The sequence below is a fragment of the Shewanella sp. GJ50-10 genome (assembly GCF_055808815.1).
In genome coordinates this window covers 4,738,937-4,756,650 of sequence record NZ_JBVVSS010000001.1, presented here as the reverse complement: position 1 = coordinate 4,756,650, position 17,714 = coordinate 4,738,937, and the positions used below count along the sequence as shown (strand labels likewise).

27 protein-coding genes are annotated in these 17,714 nt (G+C 42.2%); 6 read left to right on the top strand and 21 right to left on the bottom strand.

The window, feature by feature from the left end; all coding sequences use genetic code 11:
* Positions 1–135: 135 nt before the first annotated feature.
* The 4 genes from AC0L4E_RS20300 to AC0L4E_RS20285 are packed head-to-tail and all read right to left on the bottom strand — an operon-like array spanning position 136 to position 3,724.
* Entirely contained in the window at positions 136–690 is a 555-nt protein-coding gene (locus AC0L4E_RS20300) for a TlpA family protein disulfide reductase (RefSeq protein WP_473681426.1), read from the bottom strand.
* The gene (gene nrfF / locus AC0L4E_RS20295; RefSeq protein WP_473681424.1) at positions 690–1,178 is read right to left on the bottom strand and encodes a heme lyase NrfEFG subunit NrfF; all 489 of its coding nucleotides are present in this window, start codon (positions 1,176–1,178) and stop codon (positions 690–692) included. Before nrfF ends, AC0L4E_RS20300 begins: the two co-directional genes overlap by 1 nt.
* A 2-nt stretch (positions 1,179–1,180) precedes the next feature.
* On the bottom strand, positions 1,181–1,732 hold the full coding sequence (locus AC0L4E_RS20290) for a DsbE family thiol:disulfide interchange protein (protein WP_220755643.1): 552 nt from the start codon (positions 1,730–1,732) through the stop codon (positions 1,181–1,183).
* A gap of 15 nt (positions 1,733–1,747) precedes the next feature.
* Positions 1,748–3,724, bottom strand: coding sequence for a heme lyase CcmF/NrfE family subunit (locus AC0L4E_RS20285; RefSeq protein WP_220755642.1), 1,977 nt, complete (start codon positions 3,722–3,724; stop codon positions 1,748–1,750).
* Positions 3,725–4,151: 427 nt separating this feature from the next.
* Here AC0L4E_RS20285 and ccmI point away from each other — a divergent pair, with 427 nt between their 5' ends.
* Positions 4,152–5,411 (top strand): c-type cytochrome biogenesis protein CcmI, encoded by a 1,260-nt coding sequence (ccmI, locus tag AC0L4E_RS20280; protein ID WP_473681770.1) that lies wholly within the window; start codon positions 4,152–4,154, stop codon positions 5,409–5,411.
* Between the two features lie 88 nt (positions 5,412–5,499).
* Here the strand turns inward: ccmI and AC0L4E_RS20275 are convergent, their stop codons facing one another.
* Positions 5,500–5,793, bottom strand: coding sequence for a c-type cytochrome (locus AC0L4E_RS20275; RefSeq protein WP_220755641.1), 294 nt, complete (start codon positions 5,791–5,793; stop codon positions 5,500–5,502).
* A 323-nt stretch (positions 5,794–6,116) separates the two neighbouring features.
* Between AC0L4E_RS20275 and ccmA the strand changes: the two genes are divergently transcribed.
* From ccmA to ccmE, 5 genes are read left to right on the top strand one after another with little or no spacing between them, the layout of a single operon-like run.
* Complete coding sequence (gene ccmA / locus AC0L4E_RS20270; RefSeq protein ID WP_473681421.1) at positions 6,117–6,767, top strand: cytochrome c biogenesis heme-transporting ATPase CcmA; 651 nt, start codon at positions 6,117–6,119, stop codon at positions 6,765–6,767.
* Between the two features lie 9 nt (positions 6,768–6,776).
* On the top strand, positions 6,777–7,463 hold the full coding sequence (gene ccmB / locus AC0L4E_RS20265) for a heme exporter protein CcmB (RefSeq protein WP_102529605.1): 687 nt from the start codon (positions 6,777–6,779) through the stop codon (positions 7,461–7,463).
* A gap of 1 nt (position 7,464) precedes the next feature.
* Positions 7,465–8,211, top strand: coding sequence for a heme ABC transporter permease (locus AC0L4E_RS20260; RefSeq protein ID WP_473681419.1), 747 nt, complete (start codon positions 7,465–7,467; stop codon positions 8,209–8,211).
* A complete protein-coding gene (gene ccmD, locus AC0L4E_RS20255; RefSeq protein ID WP_220755646.1) occupies positions 8,211–8,408 on the top strand; it encodes a heme exporter protein CcmD in 198 nt (65 codons plus the stop codon). Before AC0L4E_RS20260 ends, ccmD begins: the two co-directional genes overlap by 1 nt.
* Positions 8,408–8,905 (top strand): cytochrome c maturation protein CcmE, encoded by a 498-nt coding sequence (gene ccmE / locus AC0L4E_RS20250; RefSeq protein WP_220755638.1) that lies wholly within the window; start codon positions 8,408–8,410, stop codon positions 8,903–8,905. Before ccmD ends, ccmE begins: the two co-directional genes overlap by 1 nt.
* Positions 8,906–9,593: 688 nt before the next feature.
* Here the strand turns inward: ccmE and rplQ are convergent.
* The 16 genes from rplQ to rplX all read right to left on the bottom strand — a co-directional run bounded on the left by rplQ (position 9,594) and on the right by rplX (position 17,710).
* Entirely contained in the window at positions 9,594–9,989 is a 396-nt protein-coding gene (rplQ, locus tag AC0L4E_RS20245; RefSeq protein WP_102529376.1) for a 50S ribosomal protein L17, read from the bottom strand.
* A 41-nt stretch (positions 9,990–10,030) separates the two neighbouring features.
* A complete protein-coding gene (locus AC0L4E_RS20240) occupies positions 10,031–11,020 on the bottom strand; it encodes a DNA-directed RNA polymerase subunit alpha (RefSeq protein WP_473681417.1) in 990 nt (329 codons plus the stop codon).
* A gap of 24 nt (positions 11,021–11,044) precedes the next feature.
* Positions 11,045–11,665 (bottom strand): 30S ribosomal protein S4, encoded by a 621-nt coding sequence (gene rpsD / locus AC0L4E_RS20235; RefSeq protein ID WP_102529378.1) that lies wholly within the window; start codon positions 11,663–11,665, stop codon positions 11,045–11,047.
* Positions 11,666–11,697: 32 nt separating this feature from the next.
* Positions 11,698–12,090, bottom strand: a complete 393-nt coding sequence (gene rpsK, locus AC0L4E_RS20230) for a 30S ribosomal protein S11 (protein WP_011635661.1) — start codon at positions 12,088–12,090, stop codon at positions 11,698–11,700.
* Positions 12,091–12,105: 15 nt separating this feature from the next.
* Positions 12,106–12,462 (bottom strand): 30S ribosomal protein S13, encoded by a 357-nt coding sequence (gene rpsM, locus AC0L4E_RS20225; protein ID WP_076543217.1) that lies wholly within the window; start codon positions 12,460–12,462, stop codon positions 12,106–12,108.
* Between the two features lie 118 nt (positions 12,463–12,580).
* Positions 12,581–12,694, bottom strand: coding sequence for a 50S ribosomal protein L36 (gene rpmJ / locus AC0L4E_RS20220; RefSeq protein ID WP_006083579.1), 114 nt, complete (start codon positions 12,692–12,694; stop codon positions 12,581–12,583).
* A 21-nt stretch (positions 12,695–12,715) separates the two neighbouring features.
* The gene (gene secY, locus AC0L4E_RS20215) at positions 12,716–14,056 is read right to left on the bottom strand and encodes a preprotein translocase subunit SecY (RefSeq protein ID WP_055026490.1); all 1,341 of its coding nucleotides are present in this window, start codon (positions 14,054–14,056) and stop codon (positions 12,716–12,718) included.
* A 7-nt stretch (positions 14,057–14,063) separates the two neighbouring features.
* Entirely contained in the window at positions 14,064–14,498 is a 435-nt protein-coding gene (gene rplO / locus AC0L4E_RS20210; RefSeq protein WP_102529379.1) for a 50S ribosomal protein L15, read from the bottom strand.
* 2 nt (positions 14,499–14,500) lie between these two features.
* A complete protein-coding gene (gene rpmD, locus AC0L4E_RS20205) occupies positions 14,501–14,683 on the bottom strand; it encodes a 50S ribosomal protein L30 (protein ID WP_076543219.1) in 183 nt (60 codons plus the stop codon).
* A gap of 6 nt (positions 14,684–14,689) precedes the next feature.
* Positions 14,690–15,193 carry a 30S ribosomal protein S5 gene (rpsE, locus tag AC0L4E_RS20200; protein WP_102529380.1) on the bottom strand — a complete coding sequence of 168 codons (504 nt, stop codon included), beginning with the start codon at positions 15,191–15,193 and terminating at the stop codon, positions 14,690–14,692.
* Positions 15,194–15,205: 12 nt separating this feature from the next.
* Positions 15,206–15,556 (bottom strand): 50S ribosomal protein L18, encoded by a 351-nt coding sequence (gene rplR / locus AC0L4E_RS20195; protein WP_153916417.1) that lies wholly within the window; start codon positions 15,554–15,556, stop codon positions 15,206–15,208.
* Positions 15,557–15,566: 10 nt separating this feature from the next.
* A complete protein-coding gene (gene rplF, locus AC0L4E_RS20190) occupies positions 15,567–16,100 on the bottom strand; it encodes a 50S ribosomal protein L6 (RefSeq protein ID WP_153916416.1) in 534 nt (177 codons plus the stop codon).
* A 10-nt stretch (positions 16,101–16,110) separates the two neighbouring features.
* Complete coding sequence (rpsH, locus tag AC0L4E_RS20185) at positions 16,111–16,503, bottom strand: 30S ribosomal protein S8 (protein ID WP_102529382.1); 393 nt, start codon at positions 16,501–16,503, stop codon at positions 16,111–16,113.
* Between the two features lie 24 nt (positions 16,504–16,527).
* The gene (gene rpsN, locus AC0L4E_RS20180; RefSeq protein WP_153916415.1) at positions 16,528–16,833 is read right to left on the bottom strand and encodes a 30S ribosomal protein S14; all 306 of its coding nucleotides are present in this window, start codon (positions 16,831–16,833) and stop codon (positions 16,528–16,530) included.
* 10 nt (positions 16,834–16,843) lie between these two features.
* On the bottom strand, positions 16,844–17,383 hold the full coding sequence (gene rplE, locus AC0L4E_RS20175; RefSeq protein ID WP_055026498.1) for a 50S ribosomal protein L5: 540 nt from the start codon (positions 17,381–17,383) through the stop codon (positions 16,844–16,846).
* Positions 17,384–17,395: 12 nt separating this feature from the next.
* Positions 17,396–17,710, bottom strand: coding sequence for a 50S ribosomal protein L24 (gene rplX / locus AC0L4E_RS20170; RefSeq protein WP_055026499.1), 315 nt, complete (start codon positions 17,708–17,710; stop codon positions 17,396–17,398).
* Positions 17,711–17,714: the final 4 nt, after the last annotated feature.

Sequence of the window (17,714 nt, the reverse complement as noted above, 5' to 3'; positions counted from 1 at the left end):
ACACCGCAAGGGCTTTTTGAAAGAAAAACTAAAAAAAGATCGCTTGATGAGTTTTTCATCAAAAGCGATCTTTTTTAATCAATTCACACTATATAAGCCGATAAAACGTACTTAAAAGCTGCTTTAATATAGTGGTTACTGGAACTGTTGTAAGAACTCAATAGCGTTTTCGTCATCCCAATCCACATATGTACGAACATATGCTACCAACTCGCCTTCTTTATTTAATATGAAGGTTGCAGGTATGGTATCTAATGGAAAGACTTCACGCAGATTTTGTCTTGCATCGTAATATGAGTTAAACGAAGGCAAGCCAATTGATTCTAAAAAAGGACTGACTTGCTTTTTACCTTCTGCATCGATAGATATCGGCATTAGTACAAAGTCATCTTTACTCAAGGTTTGCTCTAAACGATCTAAAGCTGGCAATTCTCGAACACAAGGTGGGCACCATGTCGCCCACATATTTACGATAACTACTTTCCCTTTATGCTCTTCAAAATCTACTTCTTTACCTTCGGCATCATTAAAACCAATGTGCGCAATAGGAAAAGGATTTTCAAGAACATTAATCTTATCTAGAGTCGACTTGCTTACATGCTGCTGTTGCTTTTCCATTCCAGGATAGGCATTAACAGTGATTGTCACTGCTAATGCACTTAGCATGATCGCTTTGATCATGATATTCATTACTTATTATCCTGGCTTTGTTTGCTTTTCAGCAATGCTTCTAACTCATTTCGATCTGCATCGGTCATTTCAGGTTCCGCTGTCGATTTTCCGCGTTGTTTACGAACAACAACCAGCGCAACATAAAGTGCAATCAACATTAGAACGAACGGGCCAAGCCATAAAATATAAGTTTTCGGATCAAGTCTTGGCTTATAAAGTACAAAGTCACCATAACGACTTGTCATGAAATCTACAATTTCAGCATTACTCTTACCTTCATCTACCATTGTGTAGACCTCAAGACGTAGATCTTGAGCAACTGGAGAGTTTGAGTCAATTAGGTTTTGATTTTGACATTGTGGGCAACGTAATTCGTGAGCCAAGCTAAGCGCACGTTTTTGGTTGTCAGTAGATTTAAACTCATACGTATCTACTGGGGTTGCCATCACATTGAAAGCCAAAACCAAACTTGCCATGAAGCCAACAAGTATTTTAAATGTCTTCATTCTTAAACTCCGTCTTGTTTCGCTTCAGCTTGCAACTGTTGGATCATTGGGAATAGAGTCTCACTCCATACGTTCCTATCAATAGGACCTGCATAGCGGAAACGGATGATGCCATTATGATCAACAATAAAACTCTCTGGTGCGCCATAAACACCTAGGTCTAAACCTAAACGTCCATCTTTATCGAAAATATTGATCGTGTAAGGATCACCTTCACGACTTAACTCTCTTATAGCAGGCGCACGCTCGTCGCGATAGTTAACACCATATATAGGTAGAATGTTCTTACGCGCAAGCATCATTAAAAACGGATGTTCATATTTACAAGCAGGACACCAAGTTGCCCAAACATTGATTAGCGATACATCACCTTTTAAATCTTCCTGCGTTAGCATTTCACCTGGTGTTTCGAGACGTTCAAGTTGGAAAGCCGGAACCGGCTTTCCTTCTAGTGCTGAATCGAGCTCTTGCGGATTTAAGAATAACCCCTGATATAGAAAAACTCCCATCCCCAAAAACAATACCAATGGTATAAACAGCACCAACTTTTTCATATTTTCTCCAATAAATTAAGCAGTCGCTAATTTCGCTTCTTTATTTTCATCTTTTGCGGTTTTAGTTTCTTTAACACGGTAACGTTTATCTGAAGCCGCTAAGAATCCACCTACCATCATGAAAATAGAACCAATCCAAATCCAACGAACAAAAGGCTTATAGTTAAGACGTACAGCAAACTGAGTCATACTTAGTGGGTCACCCATAGTGACGTATAAGTCACGGAAAATACCCCAATCAATACCAGCTTCAGTCATATCCATTGTTCGAACATTATATTGACGACGATCTGGTCTTAATAATGTGACAAACTTGTCATCTTGATAAACTTCTATCTGACCTTGTTGTGCAGTGTAGTTTGGACCGACTACATTTTTAGTTTCAATGTAGTTAAAGGTATAACCCGCTAACTCTTCACTGATACCAGGTCCCATACGAACACTTTTCTCAATTGAATAATTAGACACCATAGTGGCACCAACAATTGATACTGCGATACCCATATGCGCAACTAGCATACCCATTTCACTACGACCAATCTTATTAAGAGTGAATTTACCATTCACATCAGTAAGAAGGTTGTAAGCAGCTCTGAAGGTTGCAAGTGAAACCCAAGTTGCAGCGCCAATACCGAATACAACCCATAGGTTTAATTCGTCACCAGCGATAAACGGTGTAGCTAAACCAACAACAGCAGCAACAATTGCAGGTATAAGTAGTTGACGCTTCAATTCACCCGCTTTCGATTTCTTCCAGCGAATAATTGGACCAATACCCATAAAGCCAAACAGTACTAATACGATTGGTACGAACACAGAGTTAAAGTAAGGAGGTCCTACAGAAATTTTACCCATGCCTAATGCATCAATTAGAAGCGGGTATAAAGTTCCAAGTAAAACAGTACCTGCCGCAACGGTCAGTAACACGTTACACACTAATAGGAATGTTTCTTTAGATTTCAATTCAAATCTTGCAGGGCTACTCATTTCACTTGCTCTCAATGCGAACAAGGTTAAGGAGCCACCAATAGCTAAACCAAGTAGTAGTAAGATAAACATACCACGGCTAGGATCTGCTGCGAATGAATGTACTGATGTTAATACACCAGAACGTACAATGAATGTACCTAATAAACTGAGCGAGAAAGCAAAGATTGATAGTAATACAGTCCAGTTACGGAACGCGCCACGCTTCTCTGTCACAATTAATGAGTGAACAAGGGCTGTACCAATCAACCAAGGCATGAATGATGCGTTTTCAACTGGATCCCAGAACCACCATCCGCCCCAGCCTAACTCGTAGTATGCCCACCAAGAACCAAGAGAGATACCGCCAGTTAAGAATACCCATGCAGCTAATGTCCAAGGACGTGACCAACGAGCCCAAGCTGAATCTAGGCGACCACTCATTAGTGCAGCGATAGCAAAAGCGAAACTAACAGCAAAACCAACATACCCTAGATATAGCATTGGAGGATGGAAAATTAGACCCACGTCTTGCAACATTGGGTTTAGGTCTCGACCTTCCATAGGAATTGGGAAAATTCGTTCAAATGGGCTAGAAGTCAGAATCATAAATAATGTGAAACCAACGATGACCATTGCAAGTACTGACAGTACGCGCGCAATGAACACTTCTTCCATACCTTTACTAAAGGTAGCAACAGCAGCTGCCCAAACCGTTAGAGAAAATACCCAGAAAAGTAATGAACCTTCATGGCCACCCCATACAGCAGCAATTTTAAAGAAAATTGGCAATTGTGAATTGGAGTGATGTGCTACATAAGCCACAGAGAAATCATCAACAGCGAAGCTGTAACCGAGGCTGATGACAGAAAGAGTGATAAAAAAGAACATACCGTAACAAATCGGCCAAGCATATCTTACGAGATACTGGTCTTTACGGGCTGCACCAAATAACGGCACGGTCATTAATAGAATGGCAAATGCCAAACCAATAATGAGCGAGAAGTGTCCAAGTTCAGGGATCATGGGTATTCCTCAATTTTTAAAAAGTTGATCTAGCTATATAAAGCCAAACCAACGCATATCTTACATAATGCTTTAAAACAGTGATATTAACATTAGCTAATACGAATTTGCTTATATTTTAGTAGTTGCTGTTGTTTATGTCTGCCACTTTCGTGCAAAACTGGGTGACTTGTCTCATTCTCAAAAAAATAGAGAGTAAAAACACTCAGTTATCAACTGTTGACCATAAGACAGAAAAAGTTCACTTAAGTTTCGTTTGTTTTTTTATTGGTTATTAATCTGTGAACCAGTGCTCAACTATGACGATTCTGGTTCGGTTATATCGTATATTACTGTTCAATGAATCATCTTTACGTATAATCTACCCTCAAGTCAGGCGGCTAAGTCGCTCTGTTTTTTCAGCAACCTAAAAGTGAATATTGAAACAATGACCACATTTTGGATATTTATTGCTCTTGTCGTCGTAATCAGTTTAATGCTGATTTGGGTCCCACATTTTCGTCAGCAAAAAATGTTAGCTGCTGAAGAATCAGGCGTACGTAAGCAAACAAACCTTGAGTTATTTAACGAACGTTCTTCTGTCCTTGAAAAAGAGTTAGAAGATGGTTTATTAGATCAAACCGAATTTGATGCACTTAAAAAAGAACTTGAAATCGGCTTATTGCAGGACATGAAGCAAGACGGCGACGATTCTCTTGATACGAAAATTCAATCAAAAGGGATCTTATGGCCATCAGTGATGACTGTTTGTATTCTTGGTATTTCAGGTTACTTCTATCAAACATTAGGTGCTTATCAAGAGCTATCTAATCCTCCACAAGCAGAAGCGAGCCCTCATCAAGGCATGAGCCCAGAACAAATTATGGCTCAGCGCGTACAAATGATGGAACAGCAAGTACAAGCAGACCCAGAAAATAGTCAAGCTTGGTTTAGCTTAGGTCACGCTTATATTTCTGCTAACCAATTTGACCAAGCTATTGCTTCATTCGATAAAGTAATGGAATTAGTAGGAACTGCAGCTGAATTATTAGGCCCTAAAGCAACTGCGATGTACTACAAAAATGGTCAACAAATGAATCCTCAGATTCAGGCGTTAGTTGATCAATCATTAGCTTTAGACGCACAAGACCCATCGACGTTATTACTTGTTGGTATGGACTCTTTCTTTACTGCTGATTACCAATCTGCAATTAATGCTTGGCAAACTATTTTAGATAGTGGCCGCAGTGATATTGACCGCACAGCAGTTATGAATGCGATTGAATCAGCTAATATGCGTATTCAAGCTGAAACTGGCGAAATGCCAAATGACAGTAATCACAACCCAATGACGCAAGCAACTACAGCTAAAACTGTTGATGTTGAAATTGCAATTTCTCCAGAATTAGCAGACAAAGTTAGCTCAACAGATATGGTGTTTATCTTTGCTCGCTCAACTCAAGGACCTAAAGTCCCACTGGCAGCAACTAAAATTAGTGCTAATAGCCTACCGGTAACTGTGACGCTAGATGATTCGACCTCTATGGGCGGTGACGTAAAGCTTAGCAGTGCTGAAAACGTAGAAATCATTGCAGTACTTTCTAAGCACGGAAGTGTTAAAGCACAAACAGGTGATTTGAAAGGTGTGGTTGCTTCAGTTGCTGTAGGTAAAGAAGCTAAGTTAACGTTAGATACTGTTGTTCAATAAGTTTAACTATTAACGCTAAACACTCGTGATTAAAAAAAGACATTAAAAAACCGGCTAATTAGCCGGTTTTTTTATTGAGTTTGCTAAATTACTTAGACATGAACTCAATCGCTTTTTGGTAATCTTCATCTGAACAGTCAGTACACATACCACCTGGTGGCATCGCACCTTTACCAGTTTTAACCGTGCCTACTAATGCATCCATACCAGTAGCTAAACGAGGTTCCCATGCAGCGGCATCGTGTGCTTTTGGCGCACCAGCGACTCCCATGCTGTGACATACTTGACACGCTTTGTTATAAACAGCTTCGCCATCTTGAGCGAAAACGTTCGAAGACAAAGTCAATGCAGCAACTGCAGTCATTGCTAATAATTTTTTCATGTTCATCGTTCCTAAATGCAAATAAATTCAAAGCTCAATGCCACCTTTAAACACAGGTAGACTTATATAATCGACATCAGATTACTACAAACTTCAATAAAACTCACCTTTTTGTGATAAGAATCTCACCTTCTTACTCAAATAAAGACAATAAACCTGTAATGAGTAATATATTAGAGAATCATGAAAAAGTTCACATAAGATGTATTTTATTGGAACCACTTCAAATACCTAACACATAGATGACCTGAATGCTAAACCCTTAATTGTGTTTATGATAATATTCATTTTGTATTCATCCTCAACACGTTAAAGAGGGCTTAGTGACAGACAACAATCAGCAGCAAGTTTTAGTCAGGGCAAACGAACTGACATGTATTCGCGAAGACCGCATTCTATTTGATCAATTAAGCTTCGAGATCAATGCAGGTGATATTGTCCAAATTGAAGGCCCTAATGGTGCAGGTAAAACCAGTTTATTACGTATAATAGCCGGTTTATCGAGACCATACGCAGGTGAAATTCAGTATATAGATACCGATATCAATCAGTGTCGCGACGAATTTAATGAAGATTTACTTTACCTTGGACACCTCGCAGGTGTTAAGAGCGAGTTAACAGCAAATGAAAACCTTAACTTCAATTTAAGGTTGAGCGGTTATGATGACTTTGATAGTTATGATTTGCTCGCTAAGGTTAACTTAGGTGGTTTCGAAGAGGCTCTAGCTGGACACTTATCAGCAGGTCAACACAGAAGAACTGCCCTAGCCAGACTCTGGCATACCAATTGTAAAATATGGATTCTAGATGAACCTTTTACTGCCATTGATAAAAAAGGTGTAGAAGAGCTGGAACAATTGTTTATTAAGCACACTCAAAGAGGTGGGTGCGTCATAATGACGACTCACCAAGATATGAGTATCATCACAGATGATGTGCTTCGTAAGATCAAACTAGACTATCGCTTCGTATAAGGTACAACAATGAAAAGAGGCATCAGTTACACCCAAGCATTTCTGACATTGTTGCAACGTGATTTAAAAATCGCGATAAGACATCGTGGGGATATTTTTAATCCACTGTTGTTTTTTGTTTTAGTCGTAACCCTGTTTCCTTTAGGGATAGGGCCTGAACCTCAGGTTTTATCGCGTGTAGCACCTGGTATTATTTGGGTAGCAGCACTACTGGCTTCAATGTTATCTCTAGAGCGATTGTTTAAAGCAGATTTTAATGACGGTAGCTTAGAGCAAATGCTATTGAGCCCACAACCGTTACCAATATTAGTATTATCAAAAGTATTGGCTCACTGGATTTTAACTGGTGTACCATTGATATTAGTAGCACCTTTATTAGCAGTTTTGCTACATTTAGAAAGCAATAGCTATACAGCGCTAATTTTAACGTTAACTGTGGGCACGCCCGTTTTATCGTTATTAGGAGCTATTGGTGTTGCATTAACCGTAGGGTTACGCAAAGGCGGAGTGTTACTTAGTTTGCTCATTTTGCCGCTATATATACCAGTACTAATTTTTGCTACCAGTGCAATTGATGCAGCTGGTTTAAATTTACCTTATACCGGACAACTTGCCATTATTGGCGCCATGTTGGTCGGATCATTAATTATGGCACCGTTTGCAATTGGTGCTTCATTACGAGTGAGTACAAACTGATATGTGGAAATGGCTTCATTCATACGCTGATCCCGAGCGTGCATACAAATTAGCGTCTACGTTGTTACCTTGGTTCGCGTTTACTGCCATCTTGTTGATAAGTGTCGGTACTGTCTGGGGAATGTTGTTTGCTCCAATGGATTACCAGCAAGGCGAAAGTTTCAGAATCATATATATTCACGTACCTGCAGCCTCTATGTCGATGGCCGCTTATATGGCAATGGCGTCAGCTTCATTTGTCGGTATAGTCTGGCAAATAAAAACAGCAGATTGGGTTGCAGCTTCAATTGCACCTATCGGCGCAGTCATTACATTTATCGCTCTATTAACTGGTGCTGCATGGGGTAAACCTATGTGGGGTACTTGGTGGGTGTGGGATGCACGCTTAACTTCAGAACTTGTACTATTATTCTTGTATCTTGGTGTTATTTCTTTATACGCATCATTTGAAGATAAAGTATTAGCAGCACGAGCTGCAGGTATCTTAGCCATCGTTGGTGTAATCAATATCCCAATTATTAAATACTCTGTTGATTGGTGGAGCAGCTTACATCAACCAGCAACGATCAAAATTACAGAAAAGTCAGCAATGCCAATGGAAATGTTAGCACCGCTACTAATCAATATATTTGGTTTTGGTGTAATGATTGGCGCAATAACCTTAGTACGATACAAAGCAGAAATTTTGGCAAGAAATGGTATGCGCCCTTGGGTTAGAGAATTAGCAAAAGCGGAGGCATCGAAATGATCCAGTTCGAATCATTTTCAGAATTTTTTAATATGGGCGGTTATGCATTTTATGTATGGTTGTCATACGGTGTTACCTTCGGAAGCTTAGGAACCTTATTATTCTTTAGCCTCCGTCAAAAAAGATCAGTCTTACTTGAGATATCTAAAAAGATGGAACGAGAAGATCGCCTTAAAGAAACTAGGAGTAGTAGATAGTGAACTCTAGACGTAAAAAAAGACTCACACTTGCAGTAGCATTAATTGCAGGTGTAGCAGGTATCGCATCATTACTTTTGTATGCATTGAACTCTAACTTAAACTTATTTTTTACTCCACACGAAATCGTGAACGGTAAAAAAGATACAGGTGAGAAGCCTGAAATCGGTCAACGCATTCGCGTTGGTGGTATGGTAACCGTTGGTACAATGGTTCGTGACCCAGATAGTCTTCATGTTGAATTTGAAATTCATGATGCATTCGGCGGCGCAATTACTGTTACTTTTGATGATTTATTACCAGATCTTTTCCGTGAAGGACAAGGTATTGTTGCCCAAGGCGTGTTAATCAAGCCTGACACTATTCAAGCAACAGAAGTACTAGCGAAACACGATGAAAACTACATGCCTCCAGAAGTAGCTGAAGCAATGGGTCAAACCCATGAGAAGCTAGACTATTCTGAGCAAAAGCAAACTGAAGGTTATAAATACCAATAGTTTGTTAGTCACTACTTAAATGCCAATCAAATGATTGGCATTTTTTTTGTCTTAAATCCATAAACAGATCTACCCCCTTCCATTCTGTGACTAAATAACTGTCCCCTAAGTTACTAGATAACTCTTTCTTTAAGTTGTCATAAATTAGTTCAGAAACTACTCCTAGAATTATCATCAGAAGAGCCAGTGAGCCAGTGAGCCAGTGAGCCAGTGAGCCAGTGAGCCAGTGAGCCAGTGAGCCAGTGAGCCAGTGAGCCAGTGAGCCAGTGAGCCAGTGAGCCAGTGAGCCAGTGAGCCAGTGAGCCAGTGAGCCAGTGAGCCAGTGAGCCAGTGAGCCAGTGAGCCAGTGAGCCAGTGAGCCAGTGAGCCAGTGAGCCAGTGAGCCAGTGAGCCAGTGAGCCAGTGAGCCAGTGAGCCAGTGAGCCAGTGAGCCAGTGAGCCAGTGAGCCAGTGAGCCAGTGAGCCAGTGAGCCAGTGAGCCAGTGAGCCAGTGAGCCAGTGAGCCAGTGAGCCAGTGAGCCAGTGAGCCAGTGAGCCAGTGAGCCAGTGAGCCAGGTTAGGAGAACAGAATAGAATAAGGTTGCAAGTGTTTGTTTGCAGGATTAATAAATTAATATTGTGTGGTGAGTTAAATTTTAGACATAAAAAAACCGAGCCTAAGCTCGGTTTTTAAGTGAGTAATTATTAATTACTCAGCAGCTTCAACTTCAACAGCTTCAGCAGCTTCAGGACGACCTACTAATTCGATGAAAGCCATTGGAGCTTTATCACCGGTACGTAGACCGCACTTTAGAATACGAGTGTAACCACCAGGACGTTCCTGGAAGCGTGGACCCAATTCTGTGAATAACTTACCTACAACTTCAGCGTCGCGGGTACGAGCGAAAGCTAAACGGCGATTTGCAACGCTGTCTACTTTAGCTAGTGTTATCAGAGGCTCAACTACGCGGCGCAGTTCTTTCGCTTTTGCTACAGTTGTCTTGATGATCTCATGACGAACTATTGAGCAAGCCATGTTACGAAACATAGCTTGGCGATGACTGCTGTTGCGGTTTAGTTGACGACCACTCTTACGATGGCGCATGACCTAATCCTTATAATCTTTAATCTGTACTAACCTGGGACTTATAGGTCGTCTGCTAAACTAGCTGGAGGCCAGTTTTCAAGACGCATACCTAAAGACAGTCCGCGAGACGCTAATACATCCTTAATTTCAGTAAGAGATTTCTTACCTAAATTAGGAGTCTTGAGCAACTCAACTTCAGTGCGCTGTACGAGATCTCCGATGTAATGAATCGCTTCAGCCTTCAAACAGTTGGCTGAACGTACAGTTAGCTCTAAATCGTCGACAGGACGCAACAGAATCGGATCAAATTCCGGTTTCTCTTCTACAACAGCTGCTTCGGTTACATCACGTAATTCAACAAACGCATCTAGCTGTTCAGCTAAAATTGTTGCAGAACGACGGATTGCTTCCTCAGGATCGATAGTACCATTAGTGGTCATATCAATAACGAGTTTATCCAAATCAGTACGTTGCTCTACACGAGCGGCTTCTACATTGTAAGCAATGCGAGCTACTGGTGAGAATGAAGCATCAACCAACAAACGACCGATTGGGCGATCATCGTCTTCAGTTTGTGCACGAGCCGAAGCTGGTACATAACCACGACCACGCTCAACGCGGATACGCATGCTGATATCATTATTACCTGTCAAATGACAGATAACATGATCAGGATTCATAATGGTTACATCACCATCATGAGTGATATCTGCTGCAGTAACAGGGCCTGTGCCTGACTTACTTAAAGTAAGTAAAGCTTCATCTTTACCCTCGATATTTACTGCTAAACCTTTAAGGTTAAGCAATATCTCTAGGATATCTTCTTGAACGCCTTCCTTACTGCTGTATTCATGCAGTACACCGTCGATTTCGACTTCTGTAACTGCACAGCCAGGCATAGACGACAATAAGATTCGACGCAACGCGTTGCCTAATGTGTGACCAAAACCACGTTCAAGTGGCTCTAGCGTAACCTTGGCACGAGTTGGGTTAACCTGCTCTATGTCAACGAGACGCGGTTTAAGAAATTCTGTAACAGAACCCTGCATTGTGTCCTCTCTTGTTTGTTAGCTTTACTTAGAGTAAAGCTCGACGATCAGCTGTTCGTTAATATCCGCAGACAAATCGCTACGTTCAGGTAGACGCTTGAAAGCACCTTCCATCTTAGCATTGTCGACTTCTACCCATGTAGGCTTTTCGCGTTGGCCAGCAACTTCTAAAGACGCTTTGATACGTGCTTGAGTGCGTGACTTTTCACGGATGCTTACAACATCATTCGCAGACACTTTGAATGACGGAATGTTAACAACACGACCGTTAACCACGATTGATTTGTGGCTTACTAATTGACGTGATTCTGCACGAGTCGCACCAAAACCCATACGATAAACAACGTTATCTAAACGAGTTTCTAAAAGACCTAACAAGTTTTCACCTGTGTTGCCTTTCAGACGTGCGGCTTCTTTGTAGTAGTTACGGAATTGCTTTTCTAGCACACCGTACATACGACGAACTTTTTGTTTCTCGCGTAGCTGTAAACCGTACTCTGATAAACGTGGCTTACGAGCGCCATGTTGACCAGGTGCAGCTTCAAGCTTACACTTCGAATCGATTGCTCTCACACCGCTTTTTAGGAAAAGGTCTGTACCTTCTCTGCGGCTGAGCTTGAGCTTAGGACCCAAGTATCTTGCCATGATCTTTCTCCAACTATCCTATAAACGCAGTGTTATACACGACGTTTTTTAGGTGGGCGACAGCCATTATGAGGGATAGGTGTCACATCGGTAATGTTGGTAATTTTATAACCAACAGCATTCAGCGCACGGATGGCTGATTCACGACCTGGACCTGGACCCTTTACGAAAACTTCAAGGTTTTTAACGCCGTAGTCTTGAGCAGCAATACCTGCACGCTCAGCAGCAACCTGTGCAGCGAATGGTGTAGATTTACGTGAACCACGGAAACCTGAACCACCTGAGGTAGCCCATGACAACGCATTACCTTGACGATCTGTAATGGTGACAATAGTGTTGTTGAAAGAAGCATGGATATGAGCCATGCCATCTGCAACCTGTTTACGTACGCGCTTACGCGGAGAACGTGACGGAACTTTAGCCATTTGGTATACCTTCCGTTACTTTCTAATTGGTTTACGTGGACCTTTACGCGTACGCGCATTGGTCTTAGTACGTTGCCCACGAAGAGGCAGGCTACGACGATGACGGAGACCACGATAACAACCAAGATCCATAAGACGCTTGATGTTCATTGAAATCTCACGACGTAAGTCACCCTCTACTGAGTATTTGGCAACTTCTTCGCGTAGAATATCTATTTGAGCTTCGCTCAATTCCTTGATCTTAGCATCTTCAGCAATTGAAGTAGCTGCGCAGATTTCTCTAGCGCGTGTACGTCCAATACCAAAAATAGCAGTCAATGCGATGACTGTATGCTTTTGATCAGGAATGTTAATGCCAGCGATACGGGCCACTATGCACTCCTTAAAATGTTAAAGGTCAACTGCGAAAAGCCCGAAAGGATACTCGACAGCCGACAAATTTGCAAACATTATTTGCTCAGCCCATTAATGAGCTGAGCAAATATCTTTTTTAGCCTTGACGCTGTTTGTGTTTTGGTTCAACACAAATCACACGTACAACGCCACTACGCTTGACGATCTTGCAATTACGGCAGATCTTCTTCACGGAAGCTCGAACTTTCATTTCATCACTCCGTTAAAGCAACTAGCGACCAAAGCGATCTAAATTCGCTTTGTTAACTAAGTTAGCTTTCTTCATAACAGACTCATACTGATGAGACATCATATGGGTCTGAACCTGAGCCATGAAGTCCATGATTACGACTACAATAATTAGTAGTGAAGTACCGCCGAAATAGAACTGTACTTTCCACGCAATTAACATGAACTCCGGAATTAAGCAGATAAAGGTAATGTATATTGCGCCTGCTAATGTCAAGCGGGTCATTACTTTATCAATGTAACGCGAAGTCTGTTCTCCAGGACGAATCCCAGGAATGAACGCACCACTCTTCTTCAAGTTATCTGCTGTTTCGCGTGGGTTAAACACCAACGCAGTATAGAAGAAACAGAAGAATACGATAGCTGTCGCATACAATAATGAATACAGCGGTTGTCCTGGTGACACAGCTAAAGCGAAATCGCTTAACCATGACATAGACTCATTTTGTCCAAACCACTGAGCCAGTGTGCCTGGGAACAAAATAATGCTGGATGCAAAAATTGGTGGAATTACACCTGCCATATTAACTTTAAGTGGTAAATGAGTACTTTGCGCAGCAAACACCTTACGGCCTTGTTGACGCTTAGCGTAGTTAACGACGATACGACGTTGACCACGTTCTACAAATACAACCAAATAAGTTACAGCAAATACAATTACCGCTAATAACAACAGTACCAGTACATTCAAATCACCTTGACGAGCCTGTTCAGCCGTTTGGCCGATAGCAGAAGGTAGACCAGCAACAATACCTGCGAAAATTAATATCGAGATACCATTACCAATACCACGCTCGGTAATCTGTTCACCTAGCCACATAAGGAACATTGTTCCTGTCACTAAGCTGACAACTGCTACAAAGTAAAAACCAAAACCTACATTGGCAACAAGGCCAGGTACTAGGCTTGGTAAACCTGTCGCGATACCGATTGATTGGAGTGTACCCAACACAAGCGTTCCGTATCTTGTATATTGACTGATTTTCTTTCTTCCTGACTCGCCTTCTTTTTTCAATTCAGCAAGGGCAGGATGAACCACAGTCAACAACTGCATGATAATCGATGCCGAAATGTACGGCATGATACCAAGAGCAAAGATAGAAGCACGCTCTAAAGCACCACCCGAGAACATGTTAAACATGCCTAGGATGGTATCTTTTTGTTGAGCAAACAACTCTGCTAACACAGCTGCGTCAATACCAGGAATTGGTACAAACGAACCGGCTCTAAAGACGATAATTGCACCAATCACGAACAGGAGACGAGTTTTCAATTCTGATAAACCGCCTTTCGCGCTTTTTAAATCAAGTCCTGGTTTTGCCATCGACGTATTATTCCTCGATCTTACCGCCGGCAGCTTCAATAGCTGCACGTGCACCTTTGGTTACCTTCAGACCTTTTACGGTCACTGGGCGTTCAATGGTACCTGAAAGAACGATTTTCGCAAACTGTATGTTGCGAGTAATTACGTTCGCATCTTTCAGAGCGTTAAGGTCGATAACATCACCGTTAACTTTTGCTAGTTCTAGTAAACGAACTTCAGCTGAAACCAAAGCTTTGCGTGAAGTGAAACCGAACTTAGGTAAACGAATTTTAAGAGGCATTTGACCACCCTCAAAACCGATACGCACACCGCCGCCAGAACGAGACTTTTGTCCCTTATGACCACGACCGGCAGTTTTACCTAAACCAGAACCAATACCACGACCTACACGCTTAGGAGCACGCTTAGAGCCTGCTGCTGGAGATAGAGTATTTAAACGCATTATTAATCCTCCACCTTAACCATGTAGTAAACTTTATTAACCATACCGCGAACAGAAGGAGTATCTTCTACTTCAACAGTGTGGCCAATACGTCTTAGGCCTAGACCTAATAAACAGGCACGGTGCTTTGGCAAACGACCAATCGCACTCTTTGTCTGTGTTACTTTAAACGTTTTAGTAGCCATGGTGCATTAACCTCGAATTTCATCAACATTCAGGCCACGCTTAGCTGCAATTTGTGATGGTGACTTCATGTGCACCAACGCATCTACAGTTGCGCGAACGATGTTGATCGGGTTAGTAGAACCGTATGCTTTAGACAGAACGTTATGAACGCCTGCAACTTCCAATACGGCACGCATTGCGCCACCGGCAATAATACCGGTACCTTCCGATGCTGGTTGCATGTAAACACGCGAACCAGTATGGCGACCTTTAACTGGATGATGCAGTGTACCTGCATTCAACTCTACGGTTACCATGTTACGACGGGCTTTTTCCATTGCTTTTTGAATAGCAGCTGGAACTTCGCGCGCTTTACCATAGCCATAGCCGATCTTACCATTACCATCACCTACCACTGTTAGTGCGGTGAAGCTAAAGATACGACCACCTTTAACTACTTTAGAAACACGATTAACTGCAATTAATTTCTCTTGCAAATCGTCTTTCTGCTGAGCTTCTAATTTAGCCATTTTTATAACCCCTTAGAATTTCAGGCCAGCTTCACGAGCTGCGTCAGCTAGTGCTGCTACGCGTCCGTGATACTTGAAACCAGAACGGTCGAATGCAACCGAAGTTACACCTTTTTCGATCGCACGCTCAGCAACAGTTTTACCTACTGCTTTAGCCGCGTCTACGTTACCGGTACTCTTTAGTAGCTCTTTAACCGCTTTCTCAACGGTTGAAGCAACTGCCACTACCTGAGCTTCAGGATTAATAACCTGAGCATAAATGTGACGCGGTGTACGATGTACAACCAGACGATTCACGCCCAGCTCTTGGATCTTCTTACGAGCGCGAGTAGCGCGGCGTAAGCGAGATGTTTTCTTATCCATATCGCGTTACCTACTTCTTCTTAGCCTCTTTACGGCGTACTTGTTCGTCTGCATAGCGAACACCTTTGCCTTTGTAAGGCTCTGGTGGACGGTATCCACGAATCTCAGCAGCGACCTGACCAACTAACTGCTTATCAACACCCGAAAGTACGATATCAGTTTGGCTAGGACACTCTGCAGTAACACCTGCGGGCAGTTTGTGAACCAAAGGGTGTGAGAAACCTAAAGTTAGGTCAATGTCTTTACCAGCAATTTTTGCACGGTAACCAACACCAATTAACTTTAATTTCTTAACGAATCCTTCAGATACACCAACAACCATGTTGTTTACTAGTGCACGAGCAGTACCTGCTTGAGCCCAAGCGTTAGAAACGCCTTCAACTGGACCAAACGTTAGTACACCGTTTTCTAGTTCAACATTTACCGCTTTGTTGATTTCTCGAGTCAGACTACCTTTAGTACCTTTTACAGTAATAGTCTGTTCGTTTAAGGTCACCTCTACGCCGGTAGGAATAGACACTGGTGCTTTTGCGACACGTGACATACCTAGCTCCTTACGCTACGTAGCAGATAACCTCGCCACCCATGCCATTTAGGCGGGCAGCACGATCGGTCATCAAGCCTTTAGAAGTGGACACAATTGCGACACCTAGTCCGCCCATCACCTTAGGAAGTTCGTGTTTACCTTTGTAAATACGAAGACCTGGGCGAGAAACGCGCTGGATAGTCTCAACGACTGGGTTGCCTTGGAAATACTTTAAAGTGATTTCTAATTCAGGCTTGGCTTCTTCTGCTACGGCGTAGTCAGTAATATAACCTTCGTCTTTAAGTAATTTCGCAATTGCTACTTTTAACTTAGCTGAAGGCATCTTAACTGATACTTTGTTAGCAGCTTGGCCGTTACGAATACGTGTTAACATATCCGCAATAGGATCTTGCATGCTCATATTAGCTTACTCCGTGACAAGTGCTTACCAGCTGGCCTTACGCAGACCAGGAACTTCACCACGCATAGTTGCTTCACGTAGTTTAATACGGCTAAGGCCGAATTTACGTAGAACACCATGTGGGCGACCAGTTTGATTACAACGGTTGCGTTGACGCGCAGCGCTAGAATCACGAGGTAGAGCTTGTAACTTAAGTACAGCATCCCAACGATCTTCTTCAGAAGTATCAGGAGCGCTGATTAAAGCCTTAAGTGCTAAACGCTTTTCAGCATATTTAGCTACGAGCTGTGCACGCTTTGCTTCACGTGCTTTCATAGATGATTTTGCCATTATGCTACCCTTATTTCTTGAATGGGAAGTTAAATGCGTCTAACAAAGCACGACCTTCTTCATCATTCTTCGCAGTAGTAGTGATAACAATATCCATACCACGAATCTTATCGATTTTATCGTAATCGATTTCTGGGAAGATGATTTGCTCACGCACACCCATTGCGTAGTTACCACGACCGTCAAACGCTTTTGCGCTTAGGCCACGGAAGTCACGAATACGTGGGATTGCAATGTCAACTAAACGCTCTAAAAATTCCCACATACGCTCACCGCGTAGGGTAACTTTACAGCCAATAGGGTAGCCTTCACGGATTTTAAAACCAGCAACTGATTTACGTGCAACAGTTACAACTGGTTTTTGACCAGCGATTGCAGTCATATCACGGAGCGCATGCTCCATAACTTTCTTGTCTGCAACTGCTTCGCCTACACCCATGTTAAGGGTGATTTTTTCAATCCGAGGGACTTGCATGACACTGGTATAACCGAACTTTTTAGAAAGTTCCGCGATAACAGTCTCTTGATATTTATCATGCAGTTTCGCCATCGTTTACTCCGTTTACTTAATGAGTTCACTATTCGATTTAAAGAAACGGACTTTTTTGCCGTCTTCGAATCGGAAACCAACACGATCTGCCTTGCCTGTGGCTTGGTTAAAGATCGCTACGTTTGATGCTTGTATCGGTGCTTCTTTCTCGATAACGCCGCCAGTTACGCCCAATTGTGGGTTTGGCTTTTGGTGTTTTTTAACAAGATTGATGCCTTCAACAATCAACTTACCAGTAGGTAGGACTTGAGAAACTTTTGCGCGTTTACCCTTGTCTTTACCTGCTAGTACAATTACTTCGTCTTCACGACGGATTTTAGCTGCCATTTTG